Source organism: Pseudomonas phoenicis, from assembly GCF_047302395.1.
Lineage (GTDB): Bacteria > Pseudomonadota > Gammaproteobacteria > Pseudomonadales > Pseudomonadaceae > Aquipseudomonas.
On sequence record NZ_CP154852.1, the window covers coordinates 3,807,771 to 3,821,975 of the forward strand.

The following is a 14,205-nucleotide window of genomic DNA, read 5'->3' on the forward strand; positions in this document are numbered from 1 at the left end:
CGATGCGTACCCCGCGGGCGGTAGCCAGCCGCCACAGCTGAACCGTCTACCGCCCCGTAAAAACGCCCGGGCGATCCTGCCTGGGCGTTTTTGTATCCGAGTTTCGTAAGAAGGAAATCGCCCGTATGTTGGACGCCACGCTTAAATCGCAACTGAAAACCTACCTGGAGCGGGTCACCCAGCCGATCGAGATCGTCGCCTCCCTCGACGACGGCGCGAAGTCCCGCGAGATGCACGACCTGCTGGTGGAAATCGCCGGCCTGTCGAACCTCATTACCTTGCGCGCGGACGGAGACGACGCACGTCGTCCGTCGTTCTCGCTCAACCGACCCAACGGCCAGATCAGCCTGCGCTTCGCCGGCATCCCCATGGGTCACGAATTCACCTCCCTGGTGCTGGCCCTGCTGCAAGTCGGTGGCCATCCCTCCAAAGCCAGCACCGAGCTGATCGAACAGATCCAAGGGCTGGACGGTGAATTCCACTTCGAGACCTACTTCTCGCTGTCCTGCCAGAACTGCCCGGATGTGGTCCAGGCGCTGAACCTGATGGCCGTGCTCAACCCCAAGGTGCGCCACGTCGCCATCGACGGTGCGTTGTTCCAGGCCGAAGTCGAATCGCGGCAGATCATGGCCGTGCCCAGCCTGTACCTCAATGGTGAGCCTTTCGGGCAGGGGCGCATGGGCCTCGAGGAAATCGTCAACAAGCTCGACAGCAATGCCGGCAGCCGCCAGGCCAAGCAGCTCGACGCCAAGCAGGCCTTCGATATGCTGGTGGTCGGAGGCGGCCCCGCAGGCGCCACGGCGGCCATCTATGCAGCCCGCAAAGGCATCCGCACCGGCGTCGCCGCCGAGCGCTTCGGCGGGCAGGTGCTCGACACCATGGCCATTGAGAACTTCATTTCCGTCCAGGAAACCGAAGGCCCGAAACTGGCCACGGCATTGGAAGAACACGTCAAGCAATACGACGTCGACATCATGAACCTGCAGCGCGGCGAAGCCTTGCTGCCGGCCACCGACGGCGGCCTGCACCAGGTGCGCCTGGCCAGTGGTGCCACCTTGCGGGCCAAGACCGTGGTGCTGGCGACCGGTGCGCGCTGGCGGGAAATGAACGTGCCGGGCGAGCAGCAGTACCGTAACCGTGGTGTGGCCTACTGCCCGCATTGCGACGGCCCGTTGTTCAAAGGCAAGCGCGTTGCGGTGATCGGTGGTGGCAACTCCGGCGTGGAAGCGGCCATAGACCTGGCCGGCATCGTGGCCCATGTCACGTTGATCGAGTTCGACACGCAACTGCGCGCCGATGCCGTCTTGCAGCGCAAGTTGCACAGCCTGCCCAACGTCAAGGTGATCACCAGTGCGCTGACCCGCGAAGTGCTGGGCGACGGTCACAAGGTCACCGGTCTGCGTTACCAGGACCGCACCAGCGATGCCGAGCATGCGCTGGAGCTCGAAGGCATCTTCGTGCAGATCGGCCTGCTGCCCAACACCGATTGGCTCAAGGGCACCGTCGAGCTGTCGCCGCGCGGCGAGATCATCGTCGATGCCAAAGGCCAGACCAACATCCCGGGCGTGTTCGCTGCCGGGGACGTGACCACCGTGCCTTACAAGCAGATCGTCATCGCCGTGGGCGAGGGCGCCAAGGCTTCGCTGGCCGCGTTCGACCACCTGATCCGCACCACCGCACCGGCCTGATCTGGCCACACCCGCCACGCGCCGCCCCCTTGCCCGGGGCGGCGCGCTGCTGTCCGGGGTTTGCCCGATACGCGGCAGTGGCGCTGCGCTATATTCGGCTTTTGTCCTGCTTGATGGAGCATCGCCGGTGACCGAATACAGCGCTTTCAAAGTGGAACTGATCGAACACGTCGTCCACGTCCAGATCGACCGCCCAGAGAAAGCCAATGCCATGGATGCGGCGTTCTGGTCCGAGATCGTCGACATCTTCCAGTGGATCGACGACACCGATGCAGTACGCGCCGTGGTCGTCAGTGGCGCGGGCAAGCATTTCTCCGCCGGCATCGACCTGGCACTGCTGGCCTCGGTCGCCAGCCAACTGGGCCAGGACGTGGGGCGCAACGCCCGGCAACTGCGCCGTACCATCCTGCGCATGCAGGCCTCGTTCAATGCCGTGGACCAATGCCGCAAGCCGGTGCTGGCCGCCATCCATGGTCAGTGCATCGGCGGCGCCATCGACCTGGTCGCTGCCTGCGACATGCGTTATTGCAGCAGCGACGCACAATTCTCGATCAAGGAAATCGATATGGGCATGGCGGCCGATGTCGGCACCTTGCAGCGCCTGCCGCGAATCGTCGGCGATGGCGTTCTGCGCGAACTGGCGTATACCGGTCGCCGCGTGCAGGCCGATGAAGCGTTGCGCATCGGCCTGGTCAACCGTGTGTATGCCGATCCCGAGACGCTGCTGGCCGAGGTGCTGGACATCGCTGGGCAGATCGCGGCGAAGTCGCCGATCGCAGTGGCCGGCACCAAGGCCATGCTCGGCTACATGCGCGACCATCGCGTCGACGATGGGCTGGACTACATCGCCACCTGGAATGCCGCCATGTTGCAGTCCGAAGACTTGCGCATCGCCATGGCCGCGCATTTGAGCAAGCAGCGACCGACCTTCCGCGACTAGCGCCGGTCTCAAACTATGTGCAGGTCGCGAAGGCGGGGCAACCTCGCGATCTAAATCCGCCTTGCAGATGCCCTGCGCCCCATGCCCTACAGAGCCCTCTTTTTCAGCGGCCGCAACCCATTACGTCGGGCGCTCGCCCAGGAAGACCGTCATGTCAGCACGTTGGACCACTGCAGTACTCGACCCCCACACCACCACCGGAGGGCTGGCCGTAGCGCGCAGCCCCGAAGGCTTTCTGCTCAAGGACGAACAGGCACTGTTCCCCCGCCAATGGCTGGCCGAGCGAGGCTTGAACGTGGCGAGCGAGCATGGCATCGGCCATCTGGACGGCGAGCCGGTCTTTCTCCTCGAACTGCATGAGGCGTCCGCAGTGCCGGGCTGTCGCTGGCAGGGGCTGCGCCAATTCATGCTCGAGGGCGATTTTCTGCTGTACAAAGTCCTCGGCTACGCTGCGCAGATCGGCACCTGGGCACGCGAGCACCGTTTCTGCGGCAGCTGTGGCCAGCCGACCACGCAGGTGAGGGCAGAGCGTGCGATGCATTGCGAAGCCTGCGGCCTGCGCCATTACCCGCGCATTTCACCGAGCATGATCGTGCTGATCACCCGCGGCGACGAGATTCTGTTGGCGCGCTCACCACGTTTCGTCACCGGCGTGTACAGCACGTTGGCCGGATTCGCCGAGCCAGGGGAATCGGCCGAAGACTGCCTGGAGCGCGAGGTGTTCGAGGAGGTGGCCTTGCAAGTGCGCAACATCCAGTACGTAGGCAGCCAATGCTGGCCGTTTCCGCATTCGCTGATGCTCGGCTTCCATGCCGAATATGCAGGTGGTGAGATCGTCATGCAGCCCGACGAGATCGAGGACGCGCGCTGGTTCGACATCCGCGATCTGCCGCCCTTGCCGGCCGGGCGGTCGATCGCGCGCTACCTCATCGACCTGTACGTGGCCCGGCGCCTAGGCCTGGCCGAACCAGTGCTGCCATGCTAGGCGTACGGTCAGCGCCAGCACCACGCTGATGAACACCGGGCGGATGAATTTGTTGCCGCCCTTGATGGCGGTGCGCGCGCCGAAGTAGGCGCCGACCATCACCGACAGGCCCATGGCCAGGCCCACCAGGTAATCGACCTGTCCCGACACCACGAACACCGTCAACGCCGCCACATTGCTGACGAAGTTCATGCTGCGGGCAACGCCGCTGGCGCGCACCAGGTCGATGGGGTAGAGCAGCAGGGTGCTGACGGTCCAGAACGCTCCGGTGCCCGGGCCGGCCACGCCGTCATAGAACCCGAGGGTGAAACCTTGCGGCGCCTGCCAGGTTTTCTTGATCGGCGCGTCGGCATCCAGCGGCGCCTTGGGCGTACCGCCGAACAGCAGGTACAGGCCACAGGCGAACACCACCACCGGCAGCATCTTGTTCAGCCATTCGGCGGGCAGATAATGGGCCACCACCGCCCCTAGCAAGGCCCCGGCCAGCGTACCGGCCAAGGCAGGGCGCCACTGCGCGGGGTGGAACAGTTTGCGCCGGTAGTAGGTGAAGCTGGCGGTGGCCGAGCCGAAGGTGGAACTGAGCTTGTTGGTGCCCAGCACCAGGTGCGGTGGCATGCCGGCCGTCAGCAGTGCCGGCGTGGTCAGCAGGCCGCCGCCACCGGCGATGGCGTCGATGAAGCCTGCGACGAAAGCGACCAGCGCCAGAATCAGCAGCGTGAGGGGTTCTACGGAGAGTTCGAAGGGCATCGGCTTGGTCTTGTCGGGCACAGGCGCGACAAAAGGCCGCGCTCGGGAAAGGGCGCATGGTAAAGCCTGTGAGGCAGGGCTTCCAGTGCGATGGCGAGGGTGTTTCCTGGGCCGTCATCTATCGATGGTCTTCGGTGGTGGTTCGACGATTCGCTACGAAGCGCCTAGTCTGATCGATTCTCCCCCTATGTTCGCAGGGCCGTTCATGCGCCATCGACCGTTCACTTCGGATCCCTTTTACGTCCGCCGTCTTGTGACATTGGCGAGCACGCCGTGAACGCTGAAGCCCAAGCGATCTCCGGGCTTCGCCTTTCGCCTGCCAGCGACCTCGATCTGCCGTTCGCGCGCGACCTGACACGCTGCGCCATGCTGCCTTATTTTCAACAGTTCGGCCTGGTCTGGACGGACGCGGCGTTCGACGAATCCTGGCGCTGGCGCGAGCAATGGCTGATCGAGGCCGATGAGCGGACCCTGGGTTTCTGCAGCCTAAGCCAGGATCGCCAGGCAATGTTCGTCCGTGAGCTGCACTTGCTGGCGGAGCATCGGCAGCAGGGGGTAGGGCGCTGGGTGCTCGAAGAACTGAGACGTTGGGCGCAGCAACGGCGTTTGCCGTTGCTGCGCCTCATGGCTTTTTCCAGCAATCCGGCGCGGCGCTTGTACCGGCGAGTCGGCTTCGAAGAAGTGGGTCAGGACGATTGCTTCATACTCATGCAATGTGCGGTTCAAAAAAACGCTGACGCCGTCTAGTGCAATGCGCAAGGTGCTCGGAAGAGGCGCGAGCTAAAGCTTGCCTGGCCCCCTGGCAATGGGCATAGTGCCGAAAGCTTAGGAATAATCCTCCACGGATGTGGGATATCTCCTAGATCTACAACGCAAAGAGAAAAGGAAGACGACATGAACGGATTCGGTGCTCGGCTCAGGGAAGAACGCGAGCGTCTGGGCCTTACTCAACGGGTATTCGGCGACATCGGCGGCGTCGAGCCCAATGCCCAGGGCAAATATGAAAACGGCGACCGTACCCCGCGTCTGGATTACCTGGCGGCGGTGGCAGCCAAAGGCGTCGACCCGCTGTACGTGTTGACCGGGCTGCCGACGCCATTGCCCCTCGACAGCCTCAGCAGCGACGAAGACCGGCTGCTGGCAGCTTTTCGTCGTCTCCCCGATCAAGACCGCGCGGCCCTTTGGCACGTGCTCCACCGCTTGGCCGATTGAGCCTGCCCCACTACCGTAGGCCATACCGGATCAAGCGGCGCCAGCCTGCTCTAGCGCTTTAGTCGACATGTTGCGGCTGTAAAATTTTGTTAAGGTGGCGGCTTACAAATCGCCCCATTGACGAGGTGTCTGGCTTGATTAAGGTCCTTGTGGTCGACGATCACGATCTGGTACGCACCGGTATTACGCGCATGCTCAGCGACATCGAGGGGCTGCACGTAGTCGGCGAAGCAGACTCCGGTGAATCGGCGCTCAAGCTTGCCCGTGAGCTCAAGCCGGATGTGGTGCTGATGGACGTCAAGATGCCTGGCATCGGCGGGCTCGAAGCCACACGCAAGTTGCTGCGCAGCCACCCCGACAGCAAGGTCGTGGCGGTCACCGCCTGCGAAGAAGACCCTTTTCCCACGCGCTTGCTGCAGGCCGGCGCGTCTGGTTACCTCACCAAAGGCGCGGCCCTCGACGAGATGGTGCACGCCATCCGCCTGGCATTCGCTGGGCAACGCTACATCAGCCCGCAAATCGCCCAGCAATTGGCGCTCAAGTCGTTCCAGCCCCAGGGATCGCCGTTCGACAGCCTCTCGGAACGGGAAATCCAGATCGCCCTGATGATCGTCGGTTGCCAAAAAGTGCAGATCATCTCCGACAAGTTGTGCTTGTCACCCAAAACGGTGAATACCTACCGTTACCGCATTTTCGAAAAACTTTCCGTCACCAGCGACGTCGAATTGACATTGCTGGCCGTCCGCCACGGAATGGTCGACGCAAGTCTCTAGCCTTAGAAGTGGTCCATGTCGCAAACCTTTGATGCCAGTGCGTTTCTGGCGACCTGCAGTGGTCGTCCGGGCGTGTACCGTATGTTCGACGCTGAGTCGCGGCTGCTCTATGTGGGCAAGGCCAAGAACCTCAAGAAGCGTCTTGCCAGCTATTTCCGCAAAACCGGCTTGGCGTCCAAGACCGCCGCCCTGGTGGCGCGTATCGCTCACGTCGAAACCACCATCACCGGTAACGAAACCGAAGCCCTGTTGCTCGAGCAGAACCTGATCAAGGAATGGCGGCCGCCGTACAACATCTTGCTGCGTGACGATAAATCCTATCCTTACGTGTTCCTCTCGGACGGCCCTTTCCCCCGCTTGGGCATCCACCGCGGCGCCAAGCGCGCAAAAGGTCGTTATTTCGGCCCCTATCCCAGTGCCGGCGCGATTCGCGAAAGCCTGAGCGTATTGCAGAAGACGTTCGCCGTTCGCCAATGCGAAGACAGCTATTACGCCAACCGCACCCGGCCATGCCTGCAATATCAGATCAAACGCTGCAAAGGGCCGTGTACCGATCTGGTCAGTCAGGAAGAGTACGCCGAAGACGTGCGCCATTCGGTGATGTTCCTGGAAGGGCGCAGCCAGCAACTGGGCAACGAGCTCAACGCGGAAATGGAACAGGCCGCCATGGCCCTGGACTTCGAAAAGGCCGCCGCCTTGCGCGACCAGATCGGCCTGCTCAGGCGCGTGCAGGACCAGCAGCACATCGAAGGCGGCTCGGGCGAGGTCGACGTCATCGCCGCGTTCGTCAACCCAGGAGGAGCGTGCGTACACCTAATCAGCGTGCGCGGCGGTCGTGTGCTCGGCAGCAAGAACTTCTTTCCCCAGGTTGGCATCGAGGAGGAAGTCTCGGAGGTGCTGGTCGCGTTCCTGTCCCAGTACTACGTCGGCAACCCGGAACGCGAGTTGCCCAGAGAGTTGATCGTCAACGTGGTCCATGAAGACTTCGAGACCATCATCGAAGCCCTGCAGGCGCTACGCGGCCGTGAGCTGGACATCACCCATCGCGTACGTGGCACCCGTGCGCGCTGGCAGCAGATGGCGGTGACCAACGCCGAGCAGGCGCTGAACGCCCGCTTGGCCAACCGCCAGCACATGGCCGCGCGCTTCGAGGCGCTGGCCAAAGTACTCGATCTCGACGAGGTGCCGCAGCGCTTGGAGTGCTACGACATCAGCCATTCCAGCGGCGAGGCCACAGTGGCCTCCTGCGTGGTGTTCGGACCGGAAGGGCCAATCAAAGCTGATTACCGCCGCTTCAACATCGAAGGCATCACTGCCGGTGACGATTATGCCGCCATGCAGCAAGCCCTGACCCGACGCTACAGTCGCATCAAGAACGGCGAAGGCAAGCTGCCCGACGTGTTGCTGGTCGATGGCGGCAAGGGCCAGCTGAACATGGCACGTGAGGTCATGCAGGAACTGGCCTTCACTGACCTGACCTTGCTCGGCGTAGCCAAGGGCGTCACGCGTAAGGCGGGCTTCGAGACGCTCTACCTCAACGACGCTGCCCATGAGTTCACACTCAAGGGCGACTCGCCAGCATTGCACTTGATTCAGCAGATCCGTGACGAAGCGCACCGTTTCGCCATTACCGGTCACCGTGCGCGTCGCGGCAAGGCACGACGTACGTCCAGCCTGGAGGATGTGGCAGGTGTAGGGCCTAAACGCCGTCGCGAGTTGCTCAAGCATTTCGGCGGCCTGCAAGAGCTGAACCGCGCCAGCATCGATGAAATTGCCAAAGCGCCGGGTATCAGTAAAAAGCTCGCCGAGTCGATTTATGCCAGCTTGCATAGCGAGTAGTATGTCGGGCTCAACTCGCAGCCAGTCGTACCGATGAATATTCCAAACTTGCTCACCGTTCTACGGGTTCTGCTGATCCCCATCTTCATCGTGCTGTTCTATATGCCGTTCCACTGGAGCTACATGGCAGCAAGTACGGTGTTCGCCATCGCCGCCGCCACCGACTGGCTGGACGGCTACCTGGCTCGCAAGCTCAAGCAAAGTACGCCGTTCGGTGCGTTTCTCGACCCAGTGGCCGACAAGCTCATGGTGGCGGTCGCTTTGGTGCTGCTGGTGCAGGTGCATGCCAATTTCTGGTTGACGCTCCCCGCAGCGATCATCATCTGCCGCGAGATCGTGGTGTCGGCGCTGCGAGAGTGGATGGCGGAAATCGGTGCCCGGGCTCATGTGGCGGTGTCCAATTGGGGCAAATGGAAGACCGCCGCGCAAATGCTGGCGCTGGTGATCCTGCTGGGTAATCCGCCGGTGGCGAGCTTCTGGGTAATTTTGGGATATGGGTTGCTGCTGGTATCGGCCGGTTTGACGCTGATCTCCATGGTGCATTATCTGATTGCCGCTTGGCCGCACCTGCGGGAAGGCACCGAGCAGCGCTAAAAGTTTTTTTGAATCAAGGGGTTGACGTCATCGAGCGATAAGTTAGAATGGCGGCCATCACCAAGCGGGAATAGCTCAGTTGGTAGAGCACGACCTTGCCAAGGTCGGGGTCGCGAGTTCGAGTCTCGTTTCCCGCTCCAAATATCGGTCCTCAGAGTCATATAACTCTGTCGATCACAAAAAAAGACGCTTCGGCGTCTTTTTTCGTTTGCAGCCCAAGCTGCTCATGCTGCGTGCCACAGTTTCGTTTGGCCCAGTCAAGCCTATTGGAACCAAGACCTCAAAGTTCGACCCGCTCCGCTATAGGTTCAGCCAAATGTGCCGGTAACAGGCCAGGCATGCACTCATGCGTCGCGGGGATCGGTGTTCTGCCACTGCGCGCAGAACACCGATGGCAGGTCAGGGCTTGACCGATGTCGTCGAACAGAGCGACATCTTGGGGGGATTACCAACGGTCTCTTCAGGTTGCTCGCCCTCGGGTACGGTCATCAGCATGCGCATGGCACCGTGCGCTTCCGACTCGATGTGTGGCGTATGCTCAACGACTTTCACTACGAGCGAGGTGACGCTGGCCTGCTCGCGGTGATGATCCATCATCTTGCTGATGAGGTCGTCGGTGAAGGGCGTCTCGGTTCGGTCGATCACCGTCAGAATGCCGCCCGAACGTAGTATCCGGTCCGCGATTTCATAGACATTGTTCTGCACGAAGATACGGTGTTCGCGCGCGGTGGGCATCAGTGCCAGGTCGATGGCGACGTTGTGGCCGCGTGCATCGTGGGTGCCCAGCAGCCAGCAGGCGATCGAGTCGAAAGCAGGCTGACGTTCGAGCCATTCCTCCAATTTGGGATCGTTCAGGGCATCGCCCTCAATCAGCAGACAATCCACCTGAGGGGCGTCGCCGATGTCCTTGTAGAGCAGTTGGTAGGCATGTTCGTCCAAGCTTCTGGGCGTTTCGCGTGCGATGACGGCAACGCTGTAGCCGTTCTCGGAGACGAGGCGCCGAGTGGCTGCAATGCAACACGGGTTTTCCTCTATGCAGACGACGGTATGCCCTTGTTTCAGCAGTGCCAACGTGGAGTAACCGATGCCGCAGCCGATCTCCAGCGTACGGGGGTAGCCATCCACGCGTTTGGCCATCCAGCCGTAATGGCCTTGGTCGAAGTGCCCTTTTGAGTTGATGCCCCAACTCTTGAGGTAGTCCTTTCGAAAACGTTCGAGTTGATGCAGGGCCGAAGGCAGCGAGGGGCTATTGCCGCGTTTGGCTTTGGCTTTCTTGCTGTCACGTCGCTTTTTGCTGTTGATGCTCATAGGCCTTCCGTGATCCATGTAAGTGAATCATGACACTACTCGGTAGGCCTGTGACTGGCTTTAAACAAGGTGTGTGCCTGTCTGACGGATGCCGATAGGCATAAGCGCGATGCTGGACGAAACATCCGGCTGCCACCAGGCTGGCAAAGGACTAGACCGGGGCGACGACCTGACCTTCAGACATACGGGCGGCATGCAGCAGCAACGCCTCAGCGCCCATATCGCCGCTATCGCTCAGCCAGACCAACGGCCGCTTCGGGTCGTCGCTGCACATTCGGCTGAACGTGGGAGATTCGAGCATCGTTTTCGTGCGCATGCCCAAGCACAGCACGTGCTCTACGAAGCCGCTGCCGATCCTGCCGCTGTCTTCCAGGTAAACCCTGCTCGGCACGTGCTCAAGGGCCAGGTGGTAACGGCTGGCACCCGTACCGTCATTACCGCCATCCAAAGTCGCGATGAACTGGTGCCCGCACAGGCTGACCAAGCGTCGCCGGACCAGATCGAGCAGTGCGGCGAAACCCATGCCGTGTTGCGACGGCGCAGGGAAGATAGGCGTGAAGGGTGGCATTGGACATGTCCTGCAAGGCGAGTGCGAAGGTTCACCAGCTTAGGCAAGGTGACCGTCAACTTGGGTTAAGCGAGGGTAAAAGCAGGTAATGCCCGATCCGCAGTGCTTGAGGAAACGACCGCCAGGGGCGGCCGACCCGCCATCAGAACGTCTGGCCCAGGGAAAACTGGAAAATCTGGGTCTCCGCGTTATCCGGCTTCTTCAACGGCGCCGCCAAGCTGAAACTCAAAGGGCCCATCGGGCTGTACCAGGTAACGCCCACGCCCAACGAGACCGCCATCTGCGCCAAGTCGACGTTGCCGCAGCCTTGGGTGGTCGACAGATAGCAGGTGTCGGCATACACGTTTCCGGCATCGATGAACACCGAGCTGCGCAACTGGCCTTTGCATGGCAGCTCGACTGCGCCATCGCCGGCGTCCGTCCATCAGAAGTAGGTCGTCATTCCTACGTAGAAGGCGCGACCCGGCACGTAGAACTGGGTGGAACCGTCGCGCGCCTGTTCGTCGAGCAGGTTGAGAATGCCGGCGTTCAGCCTCAGCGCATCCGTCGCCACCCATTGCGTCGTCACGTCATAGGTGGTGTAGGGCTTGATGAATTTGGTCGCTACGCCGCGCTGGCGGCCCACGTGCTGGGCGGCCAGCTGGGTATCGACGCGGTCGTTGATCTGCCACTCGATGGCGCTGTACAGCGAGAGTTCAGGTGCGCTGATCAGTGCTTCGCCGGTTGCCAGATTACGACTCTCCAGCAGATAGGTGGCGTTGCTACGCCAGACTACACGATCGGCAATGATCGGCACGCGCACCGTACTTTCCCAGCCTCGGGTGCGCGCTTTTTCCACGTTTTCCAAGCGAGTCCACCAACGGCCCTCGCGCTGGCCGATGGGTGCGTATTCGATCTTGTTCTCGAAGTCGGTGTGGAAGTAGGTGAGACCCGCTTCCCAGCCGTCGCTGTCGTATGCGACACCGATTTCCTTGTTGAGGCTGGTTTCCGACCGCAGATCGGGATTGCCCGCCATCCAGCAGCCGCCACTGACGTAACCCAAAGGGCGCAGGCTGGTGCAACCGTTGCCATTGGACCGGGTGGCCGCGCCGGCGCTGCGTTCCTTGATGGTCGGCGCGCGCAAGCCTCTGGCAAGGCCGCCGCGCAGGGTCCAGTCGGGGTGGGGGTGATACACCAGGTAAGCCCGTGGGCTATTGTGGTTGCCCTCGTGATCGTTATGGTCGAAGCGGTTACCCAGGGTCAAAGACAGGTTGTCGAGCAAAAAAAGTTCTTCCTCGACAAAGGCTGCCCATGACTTGCCCTGCGAGGTCGAACCAGAAACGGGTCTGCCTTCAGGGTCGATGGGTACGGCGCCCAGGGTGCGCGGATTGTTCAGCGCATCGCGCTTCCACTGCCCACCCACGGTCATTCGATGGCTGAGTGGCCATTCGAACGGCATGCTCACGTGACCTTCGATGATCTGCTCTTCAGCGTCGGTTGCTTCCCTGTCGATGCGGTTCTCGAACCGGTTCACGTAGGCATCGAGCTGGGCAGTGCCGAACGCCAGATCCCCTTGATAGGAAACGATGTAGCTGTCCCGCGTCAGGTGCCCGGCACCGAATCCTTTCACCTGTGATCCAGGCTCCTTCGAGCCCCAGGATCGTTCCACGCCTTGGGCCACTTCCAACGACAGGCTGTGCGCTTCGCTGACCCGCCAATCCAGCAAAGCGTTCAAGTGATGGTCCTTGGCACCTCCGGCGCCATCGTCGCGCAGCGGGGCGCCTTGGGCGTTCGAGCGAGGCTGCACTTCGTCGCTGGCGCGGCGCGTGAGGTTGGCGCCCAAACGCAGGCCAAGGGTATCGGTGAGCGGCCCGGAAAGGTTGAAACCGGTCTGCTCCGTCCGTCCTCGATCCGCATGCTGCGGCACCGTGGCGTTGACGCTCAGCGAGCCATCCCAGGTGCGCGAGACCTTGCGCGTGACGATGTTGATCACGCCGCCCATGGCGTCCGCGCCGTACCGCGAAGACATCGGCCCGCGCGTCACTTCGATGCGCTCGATCATGTTCGGGGAAATCCAGTTCAGGTCCTGGCGTGCCAGGTCGCGACGGTAGTGCGTGTCGGCCGAGTTGCCGACCCGTTTACCGTCTACCAGGATCACCGTGTATTGGTCGTCCAGACCGCGCAGCTTGATTTTCGACTGTTCGCCTACCGGACCGAAGCCGCCGCTGACGCCTGGCAGTCGGCGCAACAGGGTGCCCAGGTCATGCACCGGTTGACGCTCGATCTCCTCGCGGGTGATGACGCTGACGCTCGCAGGTGCGTCGCGCACGTTCGGGCCGGCGCCGTTCGCAGTGACGAACGAAGCCTCCAGCTCGGTGGCATTGCCTGGCGATGGCTCGTCCATCGGCGCGGCTTGTAAGGAAGGTGTGGCGAGAAAGGCTGCGGTAAGCAGGCTCAGCGGAAGGGCAGGGTGCTTCATGGGGAAACCAGTCCTTGATCGTGTCGAGAAATCGGACTGGACGATAGTGAAAATGGGAATCTTTCGTATGTAGTACCGGGTTGTGCTCCGTGTCGGATATTTCCCTATCATAAGTAGCCTTTCCCTACAGGCAGGCTTGGTCAGAGACGCAGGTAGCGCAGGGCTTGGCAGCGCCTAGCGTTCGTCACCCATACGGGTCATGGCTCCTTGCAGCGTATCGAGAAACACCCTGACCCTCGCCGGCACCTGTTGCCGGGTAGGCGTCAGTGCCCAGACCGACAAAGCCTGCATTTGGGCGTCTTCGAGTTCCAGCCGTACCAACGAGCCATCACGCAGTTGTTCGACCACATCCCAGTACGTCAGCATCGCCACGCCCAACCCCTGTATGGCGGCGGCTCTCACTGCCTCCACGCTGGTCGTGGCGAACGTGCCCGACAGGGTCCTGCGCTGCAACACGCCCCGGACCATGAACGGCCAACGGGAAACCGGTTGCAGTGAGATGCACGAATGGTCTTGCAGGTCGGCCAGTCGATGCGGTCGGCCCCGCCGTTGCAGATAGGCGGGCGAGGCACACAGCACGCGAGGATTGGCTGCGATGGGACGGGCGATCAATTCCGAGTCGACCAGCGGGGCGATGCGCAGGGCGAGATCGAGGCCCTGCCCGGCGAGGTCGACGACGTGGTCGGACAGGTCGAGATCGATCCGCAAAGCAGGATGCCGCTCGAGCAGGTGTGGTAGCAGGGGGATCACGATCGATTGGCCGAACACGCTGGGCGCTGTCAGCTTGAGCACGCCGGACACCTCGCAGCCCACTGTGCCCAGCACGCTGCGTGCGGCCTCGTCCGCCTCGATCATGGTCTGCGCATAAGGTAGGAACACGCCCCCTTCGGGGGTGAGGGAAATCGAGCGCGTGGTGCGATGGAGCAGTCGCACGCCAAGCGACGCCTCCAGTGCGCCGATTCGCCGCGAAACCTGCATGGCACCGATGCCCAACTGCCGGGCAGCGGCCGAAAGGCTGCTACTGGAGGCGACCACCAGAAAAATCTTTGCGTCTGCAATGAGCATTGTGTCGGGTTCTCGCTGTTTGCGGGAA

13 protein-coding genes, 1 tRNA gene and 1 pseudogene are annotated in these 14,205 nt (G+C 62.0%); 9 read left to right on the forward strand and 6 right to left on the reverse strand.

The annotated features are described in order from the left end of the window. The first annotated feature begins 125 nt into the window (after positions 1-125). From ahpF to nudC, 3 genes are all read left to right on the forward strand, one after another. Complete coding sequence (ahpF, locus tag AA0Z93_RS17330; protein WP_413047722.1) at positions 126-1,688, forward strand: alkyl hydroperoxide reductase subunit F; 1,563 nt, start codon at positions 126-128, stop codon at positions 1,686-1,688. Positions 1,689-1,815: 127 nt separating this feature from the next. After that, on the forward strand, positions 1,816-2,628 hold the full coding sequence (locus tag AA0Z93_RS17335) for a crotonase/enoyl-CoA hydratase family protein (RefSeq protein ID WP_413047721.1): 813 nt from the start codon (positions 1,816-1,818) through the stop codon (positions 2,626-2,628). Between the two features lie 151 nt (positions 2,629-2,779). After that, the gene (nudC, locus tag AA0Z93_RS17340) at positions 2,780-3,613 is read left to right on the forward strand and encodes an NAD(+) diphosphatase (protein ID WP_413047720.1); all 834 of its coding nucleotides are present in this window, start codon (positions 2,780-2,782) and stop codon (positions 3,611-3,613) included. On the opposite strand, the gene AA0Z93_RS17345 is transcribed toward nudC, so the two are convergent. Beyond that, the gene (locus AA0Z93_RS17345) at positions 3,581-4,360 is read right to left on the reverse strand and encodes a sulfite exporter TauE/SafE family protein (protein WP_413047719.1); all 780 of its coding nucleotides are present in this window, start codon (positions 4,358-4,360) and stop codon (positions 3,581-3,583) included. The genes nudC and AA0Z93_RS17345 overlap by 33 nt on opposite strands. 273 nt (positions 4,361-4,633) lie before the next feature. Between AA0Z93_RS17345 and AA0Z93_RS17350 the strand changes: the two genes are divergently transcribed. From AA0Z93_RS17350 to AA0Z93_RS17375, 6 genes are all read left to right on the forward strand, one after another. Further along, positions 4,634-5,107: a GNAT family N-acetyltransferase gene (locus AA0Z93_RS17350; protein WP_413047718.1), complete on the forward strand. Its 474-nt coding sequence runs from the start codon at positions 4,634-4,636 to the stop codon at positions 5,105-5,107. Positions 5,108-5,254: 147 nt separating this feature from the next. Then, a complete protein-coding gene (locus AA0Z93_RS17355) occupies positions 5,255-5,572 on the forward strand; it encodes a helix-turn-helix domain-containing protein (protein WP_413047717.1) in 318 nt (105 codons plus the stop codon). A gap of 134 nt (positions 5,573-5,706) precedes the next feature. Beyond that, positions 5,707-6,345, forward strand: a complete 639-nt coding sequence (gene uvrY, locus AA0Z93_RS17360; protein ID WP_413047716.1) for a UvrY/SirA/GacA family response regulator transcription factor — start codon at positions 5,707-5,709, stop codon at positions 6,343-6,345. 15 nt (positions 6,346-6,360) lie between these two features. Further along, positions 6,361-8,184 carry an excinuclease ABC subunit UvrC gene (uvrC, locus tag AA0Z93_RS17365; protein WP_413047715.1) on the forward strand — a complete coding sequence of 608 codons (1,824 nt, stop codon included), beginning with the start codon at positions 6,361-6,363 and terminating at the stop codon, positions 8,182-8,184. A 33-nt stretch (positions 8,185-8,217) separates the two neighbouring features. After that, positions 8,218-8,778 carry a CDP-diacylglycerol--glycerol-3-phosphate 3-phosphatidyltransferase gene (gene pgsA / locus AA0Z93_RS17370; RefSeq protein WP_413047714.1) on the forward strand — a complete coding sequence of 187 codons (561 nt, stop codon included), beginning with the start codon at positions 8,218-8,220 and terminating at the stop codon, positions 8,776-8,778. Between the two features lie 64 nt (positions 8,779-8,842). Then, positions 8,843-8,918, forward strand: a tRNA-Gly gene (locus AA0Z93_RS17375). A gap of 259 nt (positions 8,919-9,177) precedes the next feature. Here AA0Z93_RS17375 and AA0Z93_RS17380 read toward each other — a convergent pair. The 5 genes and pseudogenes from AA0Z93_RS17380 to AA0Z93_RS17400 form a co-directional block, all read right to left on the reverse strand. After that, positions 9,178-10,086 carry a hypothetical protein gene (locus AA0Z93_RS17380; RefSeq protein WP_413047713.1) on the reverse strand — a complete coding sequence of 303 codons (909 nt, stop codon included), beginning with the start codon at positions 10,084-10,086 and terminating at the stop codon, positions 9,178-9,180. A 151-nt stretch (positions 10,087-10,237) separates the two neighbouring features. Further along, the gene (locus AA0Z93_RS17385; protein WP_413047712.1) at positions 10,238-10,654 is read right to left on the reverse strand and encodes a hypothetical protein; all 417 of its coding nucleotides are present in this window, start codon (positions 10,652-10,654) and stop codon (positions 10,238-10,240) included. A 142-nt stretch (positions 10,655-10,796) separates the two neighbouring features. Further along, a pseudogene (locus AA0Z93_RS17390) lies at positions 10,797-11,030 on the reverse strand (BamA/TamA family outer membrane protein); the annotation flags it as partial. Positions 11,031-11,078: 48 nt separating this feature from the next. Continuing rightward, on the reverse strand, positions 11,079-13,112 hold the full coding sequence (locus AA0Z93_RS17395) for a TonB-dependent receptor domain-containing protein (protein ID WP_413047711.1): 2,034 nt from the start codon (positions 13,110-13,112) through the stop codon (positions 11,079-11,081). 174 nt (positions 13,113-13,286) lie between these two features. After that, complete coding sequence (locus AA0Z93_RS17400; protein ID WP_413047710.1) at positions 13,287-14,177, reverse strand: LysR family transcriptional regulator; 891 nt, start codon at positions 14,175-14,177, stop codon at positions 13,287-13,289. Positions 14,178-14,205 lie beyond the last annotated feature (28 nt).